The sequence below is a fragment of the Henriciella mobilis genome (assembly GCF_003576315.1).
GTDB classification, from domain to species: Bacteria; Pseudomonadota; Alphaproteobacteria; order Caulobacterales; family Hyphomonadaceae; genus Henriciella; species Henriciella mobilis.
The window spans coordinates 80648-101476 of sequence record NZ_QWFZ01000016.1 but is presented as its reverse complement, the minus strand read 5'-3'; the positions used below and the strand labels follow the sequence as shown (position 1 = coordinate 101476).

Below are 20829 nucleotides of genomic sequence, written 5' to 3'. Positions count from 1 at the left end.
GCAACCGGCACGCCGAGCGAATTATAGATAAAGGCAAAGAACAGGTTTTCGCGAATATTGCCCATCGTCGCGCGGCTCAGCCGCTGCGCGCGGGCGACACCGCGAAGATCGCCTTTGACCAGGGTGACACTGGCGCTCTCCATGGCCACATCTGTACCGGTTCCCATGGCTATTCCGATATCCGCTTGAGCAAGGGCAGGCGCGTCATTGATGCCGTCGCCGCACATGGCGACGACCGCACCTTTCGATTGGAGTTCGCGCACGATCCGGTTTTTGTCTTCTGGTGACACATCGGCCTCTACCTCATCAATGCCGATTTGGCGTGCAACCGCTTGTGCTGTTGCCAGGCTGTCGCCTGTCAGCATGACGACTTTCATGCCAGCCTTGTGCAAGGCGGCTATGGCTTCAGGGGTCGTTTCTTTGATTGGATCGGCGACACCAATCAGGCCCGCCGGTTTGCCGTCCAGAGCGGCGAACATCACCGTCTGGCCGTCGCGGCGATAGGTTTCAGCATGGGCTTTCAGTGTTTCGTCAAAAGCACCGACCCGGCGCATCATCTTGGCGTTGCCGATGGCGAAAAGCTTTCCATCGACCCGGCCCTGCGCGCCTTCTCCGGTGACTGATTCAAAATCGGTCGACTTCAGGCGCGCTGCGCCGCGCTCTTCGGCCCCGTTGACGATGGCTTGCGCAAGAGGGTGCTCGCTCCCGCGTTCAATCGCGGCAGCGTAAGCCAGGAAGTCTGCTTCTGCGAGACCACTCGCAGGCTCGACTGTCACAAGTTTGGGGTGGCCCTCTGTCAAAGTGCCGGTCTTATCGACGACGATCGTGTCGACTTTTTCAAACGTCTCGAGCGCTTCAGCATTTTTGATCAGAATGCCGCTCTGTGCGCCCTTTCCTGTGGCGACCATAATTGACATCGGCGTTGCAAGGCCAAGCGCGCAGGGACACGCAATAATTAACACAGCCACGGCGTTGACGATCGCAAAAGCCATGGCCGGGTGAGGCCCAAAAATCGCCCAGACGATGAAAGTGATAATCGCGATCACGACGACGGCCGGGACAAACAGGCCGGCCACTGTGTCGGCGAGCTTCTGGATGGGCGCGCGTGAGCGCTGAGCTTCGGCGACCATGCGTACGATTTGCGATAGCATTGTATCTTCGCCGACGCGCGTCGCGGCCATGACGAGTGATCCGGTGCCGTTAACTGTACCGCCGGTAATCGGATCCCCTGCTGCTTTCTCGACTGGAATAGGTTCTCCAGTGATCATGGACTCGTCGACATTCGAACGCCCTTCAACAACTTCGCCGTCGACAGGTACTTTTTCGCCTGGCCGGACCCGTAGCCGGTCACCGCTCTGGACATCGTCGACGGAAACCTCTTCTTCCTGTCCGTCCGCCACGATTCGGTTTGCTGTCGGCGGGGTGAGTTCCAGGAGCGCGCGGATTGCTCCCGATGTTGCGCTTCGGGCTCGCAGCTCAAGAACCTGCCCGAGCAATACGAGCGTCGTGATCACCGCGGCCGCTTCATAATATACAGCGACTTCGCCAGCCTCATTGCGAAATGCGTGCGGAAAGATGCCTGGCAAAGCTGTTGCAACAAGCGAGAAGACAAAAGCAACGCCTACGCCGAGAGAGATAAGGGTGAACATGTTGAGGTTCATCGTCCGTACCGACCGAACACCACGGACGAAGAATGGCCATCCGCCCCAGAGGACGACAGGAGCCGCCAGCACGAATTGAGCCCATTGGGACCAACCGGCGGGCAAAAGCCCTTCGAGGGGTTTGCCGGAGATCAGGTCACCCATGGCGTAAATGGCAAGCGGGATGGTGAAGATGGCGCTGATCCAGAATCTACGGGTCATATCGTCGAGTTCTGAAGTGTCTTCTTCGCCTACGACAACACCTTCTGGCTCCAGCGCCATGCCGCAGATAGGGCACCCGGAGTTTCGGACGTCGCGAACGTTTGGATGCATCGGGCATGTATAGACCGTGCCTGTGTAGCCCTGCGGGACGAGATCATATTTGCCGTCCGCGCCGGCATCGGCGTCTCCGCCACCATGGCAACAATCATGATCATCCCCGTGGTGGTGATCATGATGTCCATGCTCGTGATGTTTATGATCGGTATTGGTCATATCCGCCCCTCCGGGGTTTGGCTTCAGTGTCACTCTTAAAGGTCAACGCCCGGGTTGGGCGGCTGATCTTTAATGGAGTTCTTGCATTAGGCTTTTTGGCGATTGAACAGCCGGTAGAGCGGTACGAAGACAAGCGCGATATACCAGCCGTAAACGTAGGACTCGATGAGGCCGAGGAAGAAGCTTGAAACCGAAATGAATTCAAATCCGGGTAGGAGCTCTTCCCACGCACCGTGCATGTGGAGACTAGGCGGTGCGACCAACCCCCATGCGATACAGAGCGTAAACGTGATGGCGAGAAAAATGGATAGGGCGTGCCCAGTGGGGATGAGGCGCATGGTGTTTTCCTTCTCTTTGGTTGTTGCCGCCACATAATTCGTGCGACAGCGATGCGTTGCTTCGAAAATGAGTTAATACCCATAGGGGGTATTGGTTACTCCGTATATATACTTAGGGCCCGCATCGTTGTCTTGAGCAAGACAAGCGCGCCGACCAATCCGCGTTGGGTGAGGGATCAGCTGAGATCATCGACGGACACCTCCAAACCCGACAGGCCAATTTTTGGGGTCACCCCGAACCATTGTTGCAGTCGGCGAGTGAAATGCGCCTGGTCAGCAAAACCGCCCGCGGCCGCTGCATCAGCGAGACTGGACGACGCCTCCATTGCCTTAGCGGCGCCGAGCAATTGCAACCATTGCAATAGGTTGCTGGGCGGAACACCGAAGTCCGCCTTGACGATCTCTCGCAGCCGAGTTGGAGACAGCGCGAGCTCGCGCGCCAGAGCGGCGGGATTGGCGAGTGCGCGAACGTTGCCAAGGGCTTTTTGTAGGCGTGAATCTATGGCCGAACCAGGCAACCGGCCCGCGAACCTTTTCGCCCAATCGCGCGCCTGATTAGTGTCGGTGATGTGCTCCAGAGCGGCTGATAGATCATCCGAAAGGCAGGCAGGCTGATTGCATTGCTGATCGTTTCGAATTCCGGAAAAGCGCGGGTCAATATAGATCGAGCGCGTCAGGCGTCCCTCAGGACCGATGGAATGGGTCTGCCCAGTAGGGATGTGAATAGCCTTGCCGGTCGGGGCTACTATCTCTGAGTTTGTCGTCACCACGACTGCGCCATCCAGCCCGAGTATGGCCTGATGTGCCAAATGAGCATGTGCCGTGTTCTTGCCAAGGCGAGCGTCGAGCGCGGCCCAGCCGACCCCGATGGCCAACGCGCCAGACCAGGGCGCCGCGCTCATTTCAATCTCCCCTGAGTGTCAGGCTCGGTTGCTTTAAGAAAAGCGTAGATCGCTGTTTCGCATTGACCGCACGCGGTCCCGAGCCTGTTCGGGCTGTTGCTCGTCGTTTCCAGCGAGGCTCTTTCAAGGCCTCTGAAAATACCTGCCATCGCTCGTAGTGCCCTGAGGAGATTTTCTCGGCGGTGTTCGATCGACTTCGCAAATGCCTCAGAAAGAAGAATGCACACCTCGGCCGTCATGAATGCCATTTCTGCAAACTTAGTTGCGGGTGTGTTTTCAGATGCGCTGCTTATAAGCTTCTCAAATTGGCTTTGAGCCCGAAGCAATGTTTCAATCAGTGAATGCGACGCGGAGGTCATGCGGCCACCTCCGGCGATACGGTTTTTTGGTTTATCGAGCGGGCGCGCAGCTTCAGAGCAAGCACTGGCTTTTCGATGACATGCCACGAAGTGGCCGCGACGAGCAGAATGAGCGGCGCGGTCATTATAGCCAGGACAGCGGGGCTAACATCTGGTTGTCCAACCAGAAATACCTGCAAAAGCGGGTAGTGCCAGATATAAATCCCGTACGAATAGTCCGGAATTTTGGCGATGCGGACGGACGCACGTTTTGGCAATCCAGCTCGAAGCATTAGGCTTGTGAGGGCAAGGGTCGCAAACAATTCGCCGAGGGGGCCGCCGCCAAGGAGCGCGAACGCTGCAATCAGACCTGCGACCGCCAAGAGGGGCGGTCTGCGCAAAATAGGCCACTGCCAAAGCGTCATTCCGAGCAGAAAGGCCGATGAGAGGCGGAGCAAGGACATCACGCTCGGCGGGAGCGCACTCGTATCGATGAACAAAGGCGCGCTAAGATAGACCGATTGCACAAGCAAGAAGACGCTAAGAACACGCCATGGGCCGTTGACGGTGCCAAACATGAACGCGATGCCCGCTAGGATGTACGCTGCTAGCTCGAACCGAATGGTCCAGAGCGGCCCGTTAAAGTCGGTTTCCAAATTCTGAGAGAATATCTGTGCGGGCGCGCTGTCGGGATCGCCAAGCGCCAAGACTTTGTAGGTGTATTGCCAGGTCTCCGGCTGAAACAATGATCCGCCGCCCTCGGCCGAATAGACAGGCGCGAAGACGAGGACAAAAGCCGCAAGTATAATCACCAGAGCTGGGTAGATCCGCAGAAACCGTGAAACTGCATAAGCCTTCATATCGCGCCTTGTATGAAGACTCTTGGCAATCAAGAGGCCTGACAGGACGAAGAACCCGTTCACGGCCATATAGCTGGCAGTCCATTCGTGGATGCGAAACGGTTCGAACCCTGTCGTGAGGAGCCAGATATGACCGAGTACTACAGCGATCGCCAACACCCACCGCACCGCGGTGAAGTGGTTTTGACCCATCAGCGGGTCCGCAAGCTGTGTTTGGCCACCCCCAGCCATTTATCAGTGCTCGTGATCTTCGGTGATCGGCGCGGATGACCAATGGACATGGTGAATCTTCCAGACCCCAGCGTCGCGTTTGAGAACCATGGTTTCCATAGCTTGGCGGTGCACGGGCTCGCCTCTATAGGCGCCATTAATCTCCGATTGAGAGATCACCGTAGCGATATCGCTATTCTCGAGAATGTTTCGGTCTTTGAGATCGAATGAAACCGCGGCTGTATAAGCCATGTCTGCGGGCATATGATGGCCGGCATACTCTTCGAATGAGCGCTCGGCGCCGCCGCCCTCAGCGATCACGACGTCGGGGGAAAACAGCGCGCGCAGCGCCGCCTCATCACCTGCTTTTAACGCTTCGCCGAAAGCGTCAGCGACGCTCGCCGGCGATCCAGCTTGTGGCGCGGGTGTTGTGGACGGGCTGTCTCCATCATGGTGCCCATCACTATTGTCATGACTGATTGGAGCGACGTCGTGATGGCCATCGGAGTTTTCATGGGCAGCCGCGGTCGGCGCTAAATCTGGCATGGGATCCATATCATGATCTGCCGTGACGCCGCCGCCGCCATGATCATGGTCGTGGCCATCTCCTGTCACCTGCGGCAGGCTTTTGACCCCAAGGCCGTAGCCATAGACGATTTTGCCGCCCCACCAGGCCGTGACGGTTAAGGCGAGCGCGGCCGCAGCCAAGCCTGTGACGAAAATGCCTGAGGCGGCTTTTGCTCTTCCCGTCCATCGCCAGGCCGCCAATAGGAGGATGGCGAGGCCGGATGGTACAGCCCAGTTGCGGTGGGTGGTCATCGCTGCATGCGACGGCGCGTCATGATCTACCGTGTAATAGGCTTGAAATCCTGCCGCGATTGTCAGCACGATTGCGATCGCACTAAAGGCCAGCATCCAGTCCGCGGCCGGGCGCAGAGTCTCTCGCCATCGCTCGACAGGCGAAAAGGCGGCCAACACATAAGAGGCCAAAGCCGTGAGGCTAAGCGCATAGGCAAAATGCACCAGAATCGGATGCAGGTTCGGTTCAATCAAATCGCCCAAAAGCGCCTCCCAGTTAGCCATATGCGTGAGCGTCGCTATCTTCAGCGACTGGCATTGTCTGGGTGATACGCCGGACACTTGCCTGACCCCTCAAGAATTGTGGGGTCTGCAAGCGGCGTTAGCTCAGGTCTTTCATGCGACGATCAAATTCTTCCTTGTCTATTTCGCCGCGCGCATATCGTCGCCGGAGGATATCGACCGGGTCGTTGGACTTGGAGTCCGCCCCGTCCCGATTGATGGTCGCACGCACAGCGACATAGATCAGCAATGCCAGGACGCCCCAAAAAATCAGCGCGCCAAGATTGCCGAAAATCATATGCCCCATATCGGCCAATTTAGATCTCCATCATGTTTAGAACCAGGTTCGCACACCGACGAGCAATGCCGTTTGATCTTTTTCGCCTCCAGACGCCTCAATGAAGTCTGCGGTATCGCCAATAGCGCTTTGCCATTCGACGCCAATATATGGCGCGAATTCGCGAACAATTTCGTAGCGAAGGCGCAGGCCGGCATCAACGCTGGTTAAACCAGAACTGAGTTGCAGGTCAGGCATATCCTGAGCAGAAAGGCTCGCTTCTAAGCGGGGTTGAAGGATCAGACGCTGGGTTAGCAGCAACTCATATTCGGCCTCGACCCGTGCCGTGACGTCGCCTTCGGTGCTCACAAAAGCAGCAGCGTCAGCTTCAAACCAATGTCCAGCCCGCACTTTATGGGCCAGTTTGAAGTAGGGTTTCTGGGGGAAGGACAGGACAGTCATGACCTAATACCCATATGGGGTATACTCAATATCATCGCCGCTTGCCGATTGCATTTCAACTTGGCCAGCACGCGGCAGTTTGGATTTCCTCCTTATCGCGGCGCACGAGAGGACGAGTGCGTGTGAATGACCTGCCAGGTGCCGGCGACCTTGCGGAACAGCACCGTTTGTTTCCCGATACGCTCCAGGCGTTCGCCATTGGAGCTGAACGTTCCACTGATCGCTGTGTCCGCGACAGCCCATGCAAAGTCACTTCCCTCGAATTGCACGTCTATATTCGAGAAGTCGAGTTCGAGATCCGGAATGGTATCTTTTTCGGGCTCGACATGATTTTCGACAAGGTCGAGCAGGCCAGTATTCTCGCCGCCTGACTCAAAGTACCGGGCGCCTGACCAGTCGAGAAAGTTCTGTCGGAACAGTTCGCCATCGCCGGTCTCCCAACCGGTTTCGATCGCGGCCATGATATCCAGGATCGCCTGTTCATCAGTCGAGACCGGTTTGGTGTCGTGATGGCCGTCGGAGTTGTCGTGTCCGGCGGGGACCGTGCCTGACATTTCTCGATCAGCTGCACCGTCGGTATGGTCGTGATCATGTCCATCGCCGCTCGCCGATGATCCATCCATCGTGTCGGATGGAGGCGCTCCGTGAGCGTCTTGATGATCGTCTGTTGAATTTACGGTGCCTTGGTCGCCATGACCGGCTCCGCCGCCATGATCATGATCGTGGCCTGGCCCGCTGGCTTCAGGAAGGGTCTGCACGCCAAGTCCGTACTTGTAGACAATTGTGCCTCCCCACCACGCTGTAACCGTCAAAAGACCTGCCACCGCCAGGGCACTGATCGCAAATACCGGGCCGGGCGACGAGGCCCTTCTCAGCCAGCGCCAACCGGCGAGGGCCAGTAATGCGAGGCCCGTGGGAACAGCCCAGTTGCGATGGGTTGTCATCGCTTCATGGGACGGCGCATCGTGAGCAACGCTGTAATAGGCCTGAAACCCGGCCGCGATGGTGGCCAGAACCGCCAAGGCAGCCAATGCCAGCATCCAGTCGGCGGCCGGTCGAAGGCTGTCGCGCCAGCGGCCTGCAGGTACGAGGAGGCCAGCCACATATGCCAAGGCTGCAGATGTGCCGAGGGCATAGGTAAAATGCACCAGCACGGGGTGAATATTGGGTTCTATGAAACCGCCCATTTTGTTCTCCTAATACCAGGTCCGCAGGCCCACGAGAAAGACGATATCGTCGCCTTCACCGCCTGCGGCTTTGATCATGTCGCGTGTCTCACCGAAGGCGCTTTGCCATTCGACGCCGACATAAGGCGCAAACTCCCTCCTGATTTCATAACGAAGCCGCAAGCCGGCATCGAGTGTGCTAAGTCCCGCGCCCGTTTCCCTTTCCGGTATGTCCTGCGCGGAAAGATTTGCTTCGATCCGAGGCTGCAAGATCAACCGCTGGGTCAGGAGCAACTCATATTCAGCCTCGATGCGGGCCGTTACATCGCCTTTTTCACTGAGAAAGGCGGAAGCGTCGACTTCGAACCAGTAGGGCGCCAGACCATTCAGTGCGACGACCCCATGCGCGAGACTATCCGGTTCGATGTCGTAGCGAACGCCCGCCTGAACATTCCAGAAAGGCGCAACCGCGCGGGAATAGAGCGCCTGGATCTCGGCATCATCCACGCCCTCTCCATTCAGAGAGGCGCGGCCCTCGCTCTTGAACCAGAGCTTGTTGATATCGCCCCCATACCAAGCCTGTCCGTTCCAGTACAAACTGTCGCCCTCGTCAGACATCTGAGCCTCGAGCTGGTTGAAGAGGATGTAGAAGCTCTTCTGGTCTCCGCCTTCCGCAAGAACGTCCCGGCGAGCGTCCGCCATTGCATCCTCGCCGTAGATGGCGTCGGCCTGATCCCAGGGCGGGGTTTGATTTGTGTCTTCCGCGAACGCGCTGCCGGTCGCGTAGAGCGCGAAGCCGAGGAGGAGAGGGGCTGCCAAATTCGGTTTCATCATGATTTTCCCTCCCCATGGTTCATGCCGTGATGGTCCATGGGCATATTCATCTGACCTGCCGGCATTTTTTCAGCTGGTGTCGTATCGTCTGCTGGCGGAATGACGCTGACGACCTGCATCATGCCAGCGTGCATGTGGTAAAGCAGATGGCAGTGGAACGCCCAGTCACCGACATGTTCTGCGGTGATGTCGACGCTGACCCTGTCTGCAGGCTTGACCGTTACTGTGTGCTTTCGAGGCATGTGATGACCACCGCCATTCACGAGATCGAAAAACATGCCGTGCAAATGGATCGGGTGTGGCATCATTGTATCGTTTACGAGCGTCAGGCGAACACGTTCACCCTCGTAGAACTTGATTGACTCGGTTACCTCGGAGAATTTTACACCGTCGAACGACCACATGTAGCGTTCCATGTTCGACGTCAGATGAATGACAATTTCGCGGCCAGGCGGGCGATGGTCCTCATTCATGTCGAGCGCGCGAAGCTGGTTGTAGGTGAGCGTGCGGTGGGGGACATCATCAAGCCCGAGACCGGGTTCGCCCAAGCGGCTCATCGTCATGCCTGATACTTTTGCGACACCGGGGCCGCGCTCTATATCTGCTTCAATCTTGACGGGCTGGACCGCCGGACCATGAGGATCGGGCATCATCGACATGGCACCCATGTCGTGGCCTTTCATGTCGTCCCCGGCCGTCGCGGTGTCCGGACCATGATCCATTCTCCCCATGCCTGACATGCCCGCCATGTCTCCATGGGCCATTCCCATGTCCCGCATGGTCAGCATCGGCACAGCTCGAAGCGCAGGCGCATCGACCCGCATACCGGCACGCGGGCCGAGCGTGGCGACGGCCTGGCCGGAGCGGTCGATCGATTCGGCAACAAAGGCGTAGGCGCGCGCTTCGGTCGGCGCGATGATGACATCATACGTCTCGGCCACGCCCATCTGGAACTCGTCGGTCTCAACCGGCTGGACATTCAGACCGTCGGCCTGGACCACCGTCATCGGCAAGCCCGGGAGGCGGACATTGAAGAGGGTCATGGCGGAGGCGTTGATAATGCGCAGGCGAACCCGCTCGCCCGGCTGGAAGACCATATTGAAATTATCGGCCGTCGAATGGCCATTGATCAGGTAGGTGTAGGTTTCGCCGGTCACGTCTGCGAGATCGCGCGGGCTCATTCGCATCTGCCCCCACATGCCGCCAAGTCCGGTTGGGTTCGACAGGGTCGGGCGGTTGAAATTCAGGCTCTCGGCATTCTTCTTGAGCTTGTCGAAGATCCGGTGCGGATGCGTGAAACTCCAGTCGCTGAGGACGAGCACATATTCCCGGTCATAAGCCACTGGGTCTGTACCTGCCGGATCTATGACGATCGGACCGTAATGGCCGAGTTGTTCCTGCAGACCAGAATGGGAGTGATACCAGTAAGTGCCATTTTGCGGCACCTTGAACTGATATTTGAACGTTTCGCCCGGTTTGATGCCCGGGAAGCTGACGCCCGGCACGCCGTCCATATGGAAGGGGACAAGCAGTCCGTGCCAATGGATCGAAGTGTCTTCGGCAAGCCGGTTGGTGACGTTCATTGTAACGTCATCGCCCTCGCGCAACCGCAAGAGCGGACCGGGAAGTGTGCCATTGATTCCGGTTGCCATACCGACTTTGCCGTTGAGCCTGACCGGGAACTGCCCGATTTCGAGGTCGAAGCGCGTGCCCGAAAGTGAGGGCACACCAAGGTTTCCGTTGCTGGAAGATTTTGCCCAAGCGGGCAGGAGGCTGCTTGCCCCCAAGGTTGCGCCGGTGCCGAGCACCGTCTGCAACATACGTCGTCTGTTCAACATAATCGTCTCCATGAGGTGAATTTATGCAATCGGGCTGCTAATGCAGCGACGCACGAAATCAGCTCAGGGAACGCACCTTCAATGTGACTGGCGTTTGTTGCAGCAGGTAACTTCGGACCTCAGGCCAGGGCGTGCGGACATTGACGACGCGCTTCCATGCGTGTTGCCATGAGGGTGTAGCAAGCCCGATGGGCGTCGTATCGCCTAATACGTGCTGGACCGGGTTCGCCGTCTTGTCGGCTTGGGCGACCGTTGCTGTCTGAAGCTTGCAGTGATCAGTCTCATCATTGCAGGGCGCCTCAGGCCCATCGGCGGGCGCCTGGTGAGAATGAGCGGTGAACTCGGTTGCCATGCTATTCGTCGCCGACATATCGACGGGACACGCGCAGAGCACCTGCGACAGGCTGAAAAATACCGTCACGAGAGTTGCGACAACAAAGTTCATGACTACCACTTATACCCCATAGGGGTTTAAATCAAGAAAGAACCTCTGAGCACTCAAGGTTTGTCGTAACGGAGCAGGATCAACCCAGACCCGCGGGTCAGTCCCGAGCGAAAAGTTGCATGGCTACGCTCCAGCGCGAATTTGAACGGCCAGCAAATCATGTTAGCGATGTGAATGTCGTTGATAGGCAGCGTCGAACTTTGACAACACGAAAGGGCTGCACCACAGTTTGCACTACAAATTGCAAACAATCTGCACAACAAGCGAAGTTTTGAGTGCCATAGTGCGTTGAATTAATTTAATTTCAAGCACGATTACTGGGCGCGTCACTCGCGGTTCGGAATCCATTGTCGGCTCTTGGCGAAAGGGCAACCTGGTTTCGCTGCGTACGAGCTTCAATTCATAAATAAATTGGACCCCAGACCCTTTTGTTTAGTACGGATTGTGCCATTCCGGTGATTAAGAGACCTGCTTCCTCATTCTATAAAACATCGTAAAATCAATATCTTGCACCTGTGTCGAGAGTATTTATTGTCTTTGTTGTGCATGACTTTTTAATAAGAAATGTTGCATAATATGGAGCATGACCCCTATATTGTGGGTGATGGAGACAGAACATGACCGCGCTTGCAAAACTAAAAAGGAAATTGCGCCCCGGACAGGTGTACCGGCGCAAGGAGCTTGCGACCTGGTCAAACGCTGTCGATCGACATGTTGGACAGCTGCTTGACGAAGGACGCCTCGAAAAGGTTGGGGCAGGGCTCTATATGGCTCCGAAGAAAACTCGGTTCGGGCAGGCACCCGCCAAGCCGGAGAAGCTGGTTGAGTCATTCCTGGGGGATGACCGGTTTCTTATGGTTTCGCCAAACGCCTATAACAGCCTCGAATTGGGAACGACGCAGCTCTACAATGAGCCGGTAGTTTATAATCGCAAACGGCACGGCCATTTCGAGCTGGATGGCCGACGCTATGACTTCCGCATGCGGACCTCTGTTCCTTCAAACCTCAGCGAAGAATTCCTCCTGGTGGATCTGTTGCACAACCTCGATCGGCTTCCCGAGGAAAAGGCAGCAGTGCTTCCCAAGGCACTTAGGCGTGCGCGACGTATGGACCGCGCGCGACTGTCACGTGCGGTGAAGGATTTCGGATCGGCGCGGGCTGCAAGGCTCCTCAAGCCTGTATTGAACCCTGATCAGGCGTCAGCCACGTGACGCTTCTGCACGAGCTGCCTGACTTTGCCGACCTGATCGCTGTTGCTGCGCGAAACAACACCATCGACCCGGGGCTCATCGAAAAGGACTATTGGCTGATGCACTGCCTCTGGGGACTGCAGCAGCTTGACTATAAGTTTGAGCTGAAAGGCGGAACTTCGCTGTCAAAGGGATACGGCCTCATCGACCGTTTTTCGGAAGACATCGACATCCTGATCCACCCAGAGACCGACCTTCAGTATGGTCCAAACCACAATAAGCCTGCGCAGGTACAAGCGCGTCTCGAATTCTTCAACGGTCTGGCCGAAGCCATCAAAATTCCCGGCATTATCGAAGTGGTCCGCGACGAAGAGTTCGACGACACACGCCATTATCGCGGCGCGGGCATTCGATTGAAGTATGAGTCGGTGAATCCACTACCAGAAGGGCTGAAGGCAGGCATCCTGCTCGAAGTCGGGTTCGACCAGGTGGCGCCGAACCGGCCATGTACGATTTCGTCCTGGGCTTACGAACTTGCAGTCGAGAGTGGGATTGCAGACCTGACCGACACCCGCGCGGTCGATGTGCCTTGCTATGAGCCGGGCTATACTTTTGTCGAAAAGCTCCAGACCATCTCAACGAAATTCCGAAAGCAGCAGGCGGACGGCGACATGCCTGTCAATTTCATGCGCCACTATTATGACGTGTACTGCCTGCTCGCTGACGCCTCAGTGAAAGAGTTCATCGGAACAGACGCGTACAAGGACCACAAGGCCAAAAGGTTCCGCAAGGCAGATGAACCGGACCTCACCAGGAACGAAGCCTTTCTGTTGAGCGACGCAGAAACGCGAAAGGCGTACGCGGACGCTTATGCGAAGTCACGAGCGCTTTACTACAGGGAGCCTGCACTCTTTGACGATATTCTGGCGCGCATCAGCGAGCGCCTGCCGGAACTTTGAATGATCGTTGCTTGCAGGGAAATCTCTAACCTTCTGAAATAAAAGGAATTACTAGCTTACTCTTTTGTTGGGTGCGCCCTCCCGCACCCAATAGCGCCCTTGGCTTCGGCCAGGGGCGTTTTCTTTTGCCGGAAATGCCGGACACACCTCACGCCCCTGTGCTAGGCTCACGCCAGTTGCCTGAGTGATAACAAGGAGCGCTGTTGCGATGCCTGCAGATGGAGAGACAGACCTCAAGGAAACAGTTACGGAGCAAGTCCTGCTGGAACGAGCCTCCAACTGGTACGACGAACTTTCCAGCCGCGCCGACGAAATCGAGCAGGGGCGCAAGCTCCCGCAGGATATAGCCGACCGGCTGGCCGCAGACGGCTTCTATGCCATGTGCAACCCGCCCGAATGGGGCGGTGCCGGCGCGTCGCCGCTCGACTATGCCCAAACAATCGAGACGCTCGCGCGCGCAGATGCCTCGGCGGCTTGGTGCGCCTTCATTGCAACGACGGCCGCCTACAGTATGTCTTTCGCGAATACGCAGGCGGTACAGCGGCTGCTGCAAGAGCCCGGTGTGATCGCGGCCGGCATCTTTGCCCCTATAGGCCTTGCCACCCCGACGCTCCACGAGGGCGTTGACGGCTATGTCGTCAATGGCCGCTGGGCCTGGGGGTCTGGTTCGCAGAATGCGCACTGGATCAGTGCGGGGTGCTTCCTTGCGGACGAAAGCGGGAAGATCGTGCCTGATGAGAAAGGCCGTCCGCAGCATCTTTCGGCAATCTTCGCCGCAGACCAGCTGACCTTCATCGATACCTGGACAGTGACCGGATTGCAGGGAACCGGATCGACGGATTTCGAGGTCAGCGATGCCTTTGTTCCCGAAGACAGGATTGTCCGAGGGCTCGGCACGGCCCGCAGCGACGCGCCGATTTTCCGTTTCCCGGCCTTCGGCATGCTTGCCATCGGGATTGGCGCTGTGGCACTTGGCGCTGCGCGCGGCGCGCTCGACGACATCTATGAGCTTGCAGTCGGCAAGGTCCCGGCAGGCTCACGCAGCCCGCTGGCGGAAAAGTCCTCCACACACCGGGATGTCGCGCGCGCTGAGGCCTATTTGCGCCAGGGCCGCGCCTTCCTGCATGAGGCGATCGATGCGGCCTGGTACGAAGCGCAGTCTGGCGCCGTCCCTGTTGCGCTCAAGCGGGATCTCAGGCTGGCGACGACCAGCGCTGTCGAGTCGGCCAAACAATCGGTCGACCTCATCTATGAACTGGCAGGCGGAACGGCCGTTTACCGGACATCTCCCATCCAGCGCCGCTTTCGTGACGTGCACGTCGCAACCCAGCACATGATGGTCAAGCAGCAGACCTATGAACTCGCCGGCCGGCTGTTCATGAACCAGCCCACCGATACCTCGCAGCTCTGAGAGGCGGCGCGGTCATTCCTCGCGGTCGCTTTGCTTTGCGTCTTCCTGTCCCTCGCCCTCAGGCTGTGAGGGCTGATCGCTTTGGGCGTCCGGAGGGCTGTCCGTCCCGTTGCCCGGCCCGGTCGTATTGCCCGAAATGCCGGGGAAGACACCGTCATCGAAATCGCGCTTCCACTGGATGGAGATATGCTGGCCATCTTCAGTACTGGTCGCCGCTTCGACTTCGATATTTGTGACCGGTTCCCACTCGATCGCGACGCCGGGCGCGCCCGTCGCGCCCGAGCGGACTTCAAGATAGACGTCTTCCGTCAGATACTTGCCGCTCGTCACCTGCACGTCGCCATTTGTGCCGGAGCCGACATCGAACGTATCGAGGCCGAGCGCCCTCTCCAGCCCGCCAAGCAGGTCGAACCCGCCGCCACCAGACAGCTGTGCCAGCGCGGCCGCAAGCCGGGCGGCCTCGAGCCCGCTCAGCTGGGTCGGGGAACGCCCGAAGAGGACCCGCGAGAGCACCTCGTCCTCGGGCAGGGCCGGATCTGATGTAAGGGAGACTTCCGGACGGTTGATCGTGCCGTCCACGTTGAGAATTGCGGTGATATCGTCGCGCGTCTCATGTGTGGCGGAAATATCGAGCGGGGATGCGCCGATATCGGGCGACAGCCGTACGGTGCTGTCGGCAAACTGGAAGCGCTTGCCGATCAGGTCGAAACGTCCGCGAACAATCGACGCCGACCCGGTAATGACGGGCTTGCCCAGCGAACCGCGGATCTCTGCGTCCATGGACAGCTCAGCATTGACGCCGCGCCCGCGCACGTCGATCCGGCCGGGCGCTGTGAGCTGGATATCGAGCCGGGTAGCCGCCTCGTCTTCTTCCTCATCGGCCGGTGCGACCGGCTCGGAGAAATTGACGTCCAGGGTTGGCGGGCCGCCGGTCGGCAGATTCTCGATATTGATCTCGCCTTTGTCGACGGTGAGATCGCCGATGATCTCCAGGAGATCTGGCTGCTGGCGCAGCTGCATCGTGCCGCTGACGGTAGCGCGTCCCTCGCGCCGTTCAGTCACGACAAGCTGGCGCGCTTCGATGCTGACATCGCTTTGCGCGGACCCATCGACAGCCATCGTGCCGCTGCCGGTCAGCGTACCGCCTGAACGGCCTTTGGCGCTGAGGCTTGTCAGATCGACCGTGCCGCCGCCGAGCTTCGCGGCTGCATCGATCTGATTGAGCACCATGCCGAGGTCGCCATGCTCGAACTGGCCGTCGGAGAAGGCGAGAGAACCGGTGAAGCTTTCATTGAGGTCCGGCAGGCGGCCCGACATTTCGAGGTCCACGATGCCGCGCAGCAGCATGTTCGGCGGAACGATCAGTGCAGAAACGGCTTCGATCTGGCCATTGACGGACGCCTGAAAGGGAATCTCAGCATTGTCCTGCAGCTGGATGAGCGGTGCTGCCGGCATCGTCCGTACCGGGATGGTGAAATCCCACGCCGCTTCCAGGCTCTCATTGTCGCCCGCACGAATATCCGTCACGAGTTCGGTCGGGTGCAGATCTCCGGAAAGGATGAGGTCGATCGGTGGAAGCTGAGAATCAGGGCGGCCGACCGATATCAGTTCTGCGCTGAACGGCCCGGCAAGACCGCCGTCCACCTCGTCGAAGGCAACATCGATATTTAGGGTGCCATCCAGGCCGGGGCGGCCTGCAATGATGAGCAGTGGCGCAATCTTGAGATTTTCCCCGTTCAGGCGGATGGCCGTCTCGCCGCGTGCAGTCACATTGGGGCTGAGCGTTCCGCCGAGTGCGGCGAAGCGGGCGCTGGCTTCGAAACCATCGTCATATTGCGTATACCGGATCGGATCCTGCGTGGTCAGTCCGATATCGCCAAGAACGGCCGACAGGGACGTTGTAAGATCGAGTTGTCCGCTTGTCAGTCCGCTCAGCTTGCCGTCCATGTTGAAAGCTGTCTCATAGCTCAGCGCATCAATCCTGGTACTGCCCTCGAGCTCGGCGACAAAGTCGATATCGTCCGGTGTCCCGTTGGCGCGCAGAACGAAGGCATCAGCTTCTGTCGGCCCGAAGGCAACGGTCTGGAGCGAGGCATCGAGGACCAGCTGTTCGCCGGCGATTTGCGCATCGGCGGATACAGACCGTGCCGGCAGGCCCGGTGGCAGGTCCCCGCTAAGGGCCAGCTCGCCGCGAATCTCCCCAATCCTGCCACCGCGTCCCGACAGGTTCGCAACGGCTTCAAGTTCGCCCCACTGGCCTTCAAACCCGCTGACTTGCCAGCGGGCACCGTCGAGCGAGAAGGCGGTCGATAGCGATATCGGTCCATTGTTGGAGGTCTCCGACTCCAGCTCTGCATCGGCTGACAGCTTTCCTTGGCCATAGCGCCCGTCGGCCAGCAGGCTGATATTGCTGAACCGGATACTGGAGTTCGCCAGAGAAGGCGCCGTGAGGCGGGTGTCGAAGGCGAGGTCCGAGAACGGACCGTTGAGGCTTGTACGCCCGCTCACGCTCTCCAGCCGCAGCCCGGCGAAACTGGCCTCGCCCGCACTCAGGTCGGCATCGGCTGAGAGGACGCCTCCGCTCAGCTGGCCGGCACCATCGAGCCGCAGCGTGCCCGAGCGCAGCGAAAAGGCAGACAGTTGCACGCCGCCGCCGGCGAACGCCCCGCGCGCGGAAATACGGGCCGTTCCGTCGCTCCACTGGTTGAGCGGCGTTGGCAGGGAGCCAAACCGGGTCAGCTGCGAGTTCAGCGAGAAACCTGTGCGTCCGGGGCCAGCCCGGTCCGCCTTGAACTGGCCATTCAGCTTGACCGGTCTTGCGAGATTGGCGGCGGCGCCATCGATGGAAAAACTCCCGGCAAGATTTGCCGTGAAGGCCGGGCTGAACCGCAGCGTGCCCGCAGCGCTCACCCGGCCGGCCTTGCCGTTGACAATGGTCTCGCGCAGGTCGAGCGAGCGGTTTTCGAGGCTGTACAGCGCGTTCAGCTTGAGCGTTGGCTGCGCGCCGGCAACCCGCCCCGCGACGCCCGGAAGGACGGCGCTCTCGCCGGATAGCGTGGAGCGGATGAGAACGGTGGGCCTGTCGTAAACCGCGCTCAGAGGACCTGACACCATATCGGCTTCGAAGGACGGCACATCGACGCCCGTCGCCTCGATATTGCCCTCGAACCGGGCCGCGCCGTCGCCATAGACCAAGACGCCGTCCAGTAGGGCCCGGTCGACCTTGATGCTTTCGCGCCCGGCATAACGTGTTGGCTCGTCGACGGTCAGCTGTACATCGGCGCTGTAGGCGCCGTCCTGGGGCGGGCCAGCCTGGGCGCGCAGCTTCAGGCCCTCGGCACTGGCAGTGAGGTCCAGCAAGGCGCGGTCCTCCTCATCTCTGAGCAGGCTGCCTTCAATTGTCAGCGTATCGCCGAGCGTGTTCGAAATCGCGCGGGCAAGCGGATGGCGGCCGGGATAGGCGACCAGGTCAAACGCAATCGCGTCCTCCTGGGTGCCAGCGTCTGCCGTGATCGCCGGTTCATCATCGATTGTGATCCTCGCATCGCCCGACCAGTCGTCGCGCGTGCCATTCGCGGTCAGCTGCGCAGCGATGGATTGGCCGGGCTCAAGCCGGGCGAGGGATGCGAACAGTCCTCCGGCCGGTCCGTCCAGGTCCAGCGTGCCCTGCAGGCGCAGATCGTGCGACCAGGTCAGGTCCGCAGTCAGCGTATCCCCGTCTCCCTCGGTCGGCAGGACAGAGAGTTTTGTGTTGCCGCCATCCTGGCCGACTCGGCCCTGGCCATTGATTTCGAGGCTGAGCGCGCGCGGCAGGACACCGGCCTCGGTGCGCAATTCACCGATCCGCAGCTTGTCCAGCTCGCCAGCACGTAGCGGCATCGACCCACCGCCGTCGGATGATGATCCGCTGGAGACAATGTGCGGGCGCCGCTGGACATGGATAAGATCAGCTTCCAGCGTTTCGACAAGCAGGGCTCGCTTGCGCAGGGCGAGTGGTTTCCAGTCCGCCAGGACATTCTCGGCGACCAGCCACACGCCTTCATCATCAGAAACTGACAGACGCCTGATCCTGAACGTGCCGAGCAGGTCCCCGGAAAGGCCTTCGAGTTCGATATCCTGGCCGGAGGGATCGGCGGCTTCGATACGTTTCTCGACAAACTGGCGGCCGAACTCCGATTGTGCAGCAAAGCGCAGGGCGAGCAGGAAGGCCAGCACAAGGCCAAGCAGCGCGCCAAGGGCGATCAGGCTCCATTTCAGGATGGGCCTGCGCTTTCTGTCCTTGGTGGGGGCGGTCTCGTCGCTCATCAGAAGGCCTGCCCGAATGAGATGTAGATCTGGACCGGGTCATCGAAGTCCGACGGGTTGAGCGGGGCCGCGATATCCAGACGGATCGGACCTGCAGGCGTGTTGTAGCGAAGCCCGATACCGGCGCCGAACTTCGCGTCGTCGAAATTGGAGAACTCGTCGGTTGAAACGCTGCCGGCATCAACGAAGGCCACGAGGCCTATGTTCTTTCGCCAGGCAAAGCGTGCTTCCAGCGATGCCTCGACGACCGACTTGCCGCCCAGCGGCGTGTTGTCCGCTCCGCGCGGGCCAATCGCCTGGTAGGCAAAACCCCGAACGCTGCCGCCGCCGCCGGAATAGAAACGGTCGTCCACCGGAATGTCGGCCGCGTTCGCACCGAGCACGGCGCCCGCCTTGAATCGTCCGGCGAGGACAAAACGCTTGTCCTCGTCGAAAGGAACATAAGCGCTGACCTGACCGACCGAGCGCACATAGGGATTGGACTCGTCGCCAAAGGTATAGCTCGGCTCTACCCGGCCATTGATCCGCCAGCCTTCGCGTGGGTCCAGTACGCTGTCGCTCTTGTCGAGGCGCGCATCGGTGAAGACAGAGAAAATCTGAAGGTCGCGTTCGCCCAGCTCGTCCTGCTCGCGCACCAACTCGGCATTGACGCCATAGGAATAGGTGAAGTCGGTGCTTCTGGCGACTTCGAAACTCGCGCCGAGCATTACGGCTTCGCGCTCATAGGCGTCGGTCGTTTCGGCAATCAGGCCGCCATTCAGGACGAGCCCGCGGCCATAACCGAATTCGTTCGGACGGCGCCAGAGGACGTTGAGCGACTGTTCAAGCTCGGCCAGGGTCAGGCTGGTAATCAGCGAGTCGCCACGCCGGCTGAGGTTGCGGCGGGCGTACTCCGCCTGCAGGCCGTAGCCTTCGGCGGTGGAATAGCTTGTCCCCAGGGCGATCGTATTGCGCTGGCGCTCAGCGACGGTCACGATCACGTCTCGCGTTTCGGTGCCATCTTCGTCGATCGCGCTCGGCTCATCAGCGAGGGACGCACGCGCCACGCGGAACAGACGCGTTTCGACCAGGCGTGTGTTGAAGGAGGAGAGCTTGCCCGGACTGTAGATCTCGCCAGCTTTATAGGGGATCAGGCGTTCCAGGTACGTCGCCTTGGTGACCATCTCATGCTCGGGCAGGATCGTCTCGCCGATGCGCACGCGCGGACCCGAGCGGACCAGATAGGTTACCTCGATTGTTTCGGCTTCCCGGTCTCCGATGACGCGCTTTTCGCGAATCTCGGCATAGGGATACCCCTGTTCGCGCAGTTGGGAGACGATCCAGCGCTCCGCATCGAGGACCCGGGCCGGAATGGCAGGCTGGCCCTGGCTCACCGGCAGGTCTGCACGGATATCGGTGGCAATCGCTTCAAGTGGGGGTGAGCCGTTGAAATCCACGGCGACCGGACCGAGCGAAAAACGCGGGCCGGGATCGATCCTCAACTGGGCTGAAGGCGGCTCGCTGCTTTCGATCCCAAGGTCGATCCGGGGGGCGTAATGGCCAAGGCTGTTCAGTGTCTTGCGGGCTGCGCTGACGGCGCGGCGGCCTTGTCGGCGGGCTTCAAGAACCGTGGTCGGACTGCTTTCGTCCGGCATGGCGCTGCGCACTTGCGACATGACCTCGTCGCTGGCGTCGTCGCCGACGAATTGCACCTGCACGGGCGCAGCCGCTGCTGGCAATGCCAGCAACGTCACAGCAGCGACAAGGACTGTTGTGCGTATCGTCATCCACTTCGAGCCGTGCTGGCACATCCGTGTTGTCTCATGCAAAATCTGCACGAGATCGGATGCACCCGGACCGGCCATTCTCTACTTCAAACCGAACCTGCCCTCCAACAACGCCTTTTCCAGTCCGGCGTTGCGAAAGGACGCTGCAAATGTAAGGCGCCCACGCGTGTTTCGCCTGCATTATCAGCAGTGAGGCACCGGTTGACCGGGGCGGTTGCGCGCAGTCGTTCATACCGACGGTCTTACGCACAAAGCTGTGTCGAAAGTCTTGAAAACATGGGTCGATTCCAAGGCAGCCGGGATTGAAGGCGTT

The 20829-nt window shown here is 59.4% G+C and carries 17 protein-coding genes; 3 read left to right on the top strand and 14 right to left on the bottom strand.

Annotation, left to right across the window (positions count from 1 at the left end; genetic code table 11):
* The 12 genes from D1227_RS09065 to D1227_RS09010 form a co-directional block, all read right to left on the bottom strand.
* Positions 1–2135 (bottom strand): copper-transporting P-type ATPase (locus D1227_RS09065; protein WP_147373292.1); only part of this gene is annotated, 2135 nt, incomplete at its 3' end.
* Positions 2136–2221: 86 nt separating this feature from the next.
* The gene (locus D1227_RS09060; RefSeq protein WP_084396990.1) at positions 2222–2473 is read right to left on the bottom strand and encodes a DUF5676 family membrane protein; all 252 of its coding nucleotides are present in this window, start codon (positions 2471–2473) and stop codon (positions 2222–2224) included.
* Positions 2474–2649: 176 nt separating this feature from the next.
* The gene (locus D1227_RS09055; protein ID WP_119404568.1) at positions 2650–3375 is read right to left on the bottom strand and encodes a helix-turn-helix domain-containing protein; all 726 of its coding nucleotides are present in this window, start codon (positions 3373–3375) and stop codon (positions 2650–2652) included.
* The gene (locus D1227_RS09050; protein WP_084396995.1) at positions 3372–3734 is read right to left on the bottom strand and encodes a hypothetical protein; all 363 of its coding nucleotides are present in this window, start codon (positions 3732–3734) and stop codon (positions 3372–3374) included. Before D1227_RS09050 ends, D1227_RS09055 begins: the two co-directional genes overlap by 4 nt.
* Complete coding sequence (locus tag D1227_RS09045; RefSeq protein WP_233350154.1) at positions 3731–4765, bottom strand: acyltransferase family protein; 1035 nt, start codon at positions 4763–4765, stop codon at positions 3731–3733. The genes D1227_RS09050 and D1227_RS09045 overlap by 4 nt, the downstream gene beginning before the upstream one ends.
* A gap of 42 nt (positions 4766–4807) precedes the next feature.
* A complete protein-coding gene (locus D1227_RS09040) occupies positions 4808–5923 on the bottom strand; it encodes a nuclear transport factor 2 family protein (RefSeq protein WP_143435347.1) in 1116 nt (371 codons plus the stop codon).
* 40 nt (positions 5924–5963) lie between these two features.
* A complete protein-coding gene (locus D1227_RS09035; protein WP_084397002.1) occupies positions 5964–6170 on the bottom strand; it encodes an SHOCT domain-containing protein in 207 nt (68 codons plus the stop codon).
* A 27-nt stretch (positions 6171–6197) separates the two neighbouring features.
* The gene (locus D1227_RS09030) at positions 6198–6602 is read right to left on the bottom strand and encodes a copper resistance protein B (protein ID WP_084397004.1); all 405 of its coding nucleotides are present in this window, start codon (positions 6600–6602) and stop codon (positions 6198–6200) included.
* 92 nt (positions 6603–6694) lie between these two features.
* Complete coding sequence (locus D1227_RS09025; protein ID WP_034827457.1) at positions 6695–7789, bottom strand: DUF2231 domain-containing protein; 1095 nt, start codon at positions 7787–7789, stop codon at positions 6695–6697.
* A 9-nt stretch (positions 7790–7798) separates the two neighbouring features.
* The gene (locus D1227_RS09020) at positions 7799–8602 is read right to left on the bottom strand and encodes a copper resistance protein B (RefSeq protein WP_034813580.1); all 804 of its coding nucleotides are present in this window, start codon (positions 8600–8602) and stop codon (positions 7799–7801) included.
* Positions 8599–10440: a copper resistance system multicopper oxidase gene (locus D1227_RS09015; protein ID WP_034827486.1), complete on the bottom strand. Its 1842-nt coding sequence runs from the start codon at positions 10438–10440 to the stop codon at positions 8599–8601. Before D1227_RS09015 ends, D1227_RS09020 begins: the two co-directional genes overlap by 4 nt.
* A gap of 58 nt (positions 10441–10498) precedes the next feature.
* Entirely contained in the window at positions 10499–10885 is a 387-nt protein-coding gene (locus D1227_RS09010; RefSeq protein WP_013301474.1) for a hypothetical protein, read from the bottom strand.
* Positions 10886–11502: 617 nt separating this feature from the next.
* Here D1227_RS09010 and D1227_RS09005 point away from each other — a divergent pair.
* The 3 genes from D1227_RS09005 to D1227_RS08995 all read left to right on the top strand — a co-directional run bounded on the left by D1227_RS09005 (position 11503) and on the right by D1227_RS08995 (position 14445).
* The gene (locus D1227_RS09005) at positions 11503–12096 is read left to right on the top strand and encodes a hypothetical protein (RefSeq protein ID WP_119404565.1); all 594 of its coding nucleotides are present in this window, start codon (positions 11503–11505) and stop codon (positions 12094–12096) included.
* Complete coding sequence (locus tag D1227_RS09000; RefSeq protein ID WP_119404564.1) at positions 12093–13034, top strand: nucleotidyl transferase AbiEii/AbiGii toxin family protein; 942 nt, start codon at positions 12093–12095, stop codon at positions 13032–13034. Before D1227_RS09005 ends, D1227_RS09000 begins: the two co-directional genes overlap by 4 nt.
* 208 nt (positions 13035–13242) lie before the next feature.
* Entirely contained in the window at positions 13243–14445 is a 1203-nt protein-coding gene (locus D1227_RS08995) for an acyl-CoA dehydrogenase family protein (protein WP_119404563.1), read from the top strand.
* Positions 14446–14457: 12 nt separating this feature from the next.
* Here D1227_RS08995 and D1227_RS08990 read toward each other — a convergent pair whose 3' ends face one another.
* Together D1227_RS08990 and D1227_RS08985 are read right to left on the bottom strand one after the other, a co-directional pair.
* Complete coding sequence (locus D1227_RS08990; RefSeq protein WP_119404562.1) at positions 14458–18750, bottom strand: translocation/assembly module TamB domain-containing protein; 4293 nt, start codon at positions 18748–18750, stop codon at positions 14458–14460.
* Entirely contained in the window at positions 18750–20594 is a 1845-nt protein-coding gene (locus D1227_RS08985; protein WP_233350156.1) for an autotransporter assembly complex protein TamA, read from the bottom strand. Before D1227_RS08985 ends, D1227_RS08990 begins: the two co-directional genes overlap by 1 nt.
* Positions 20595–20829 lie beyond the last annotated feature (235 nt).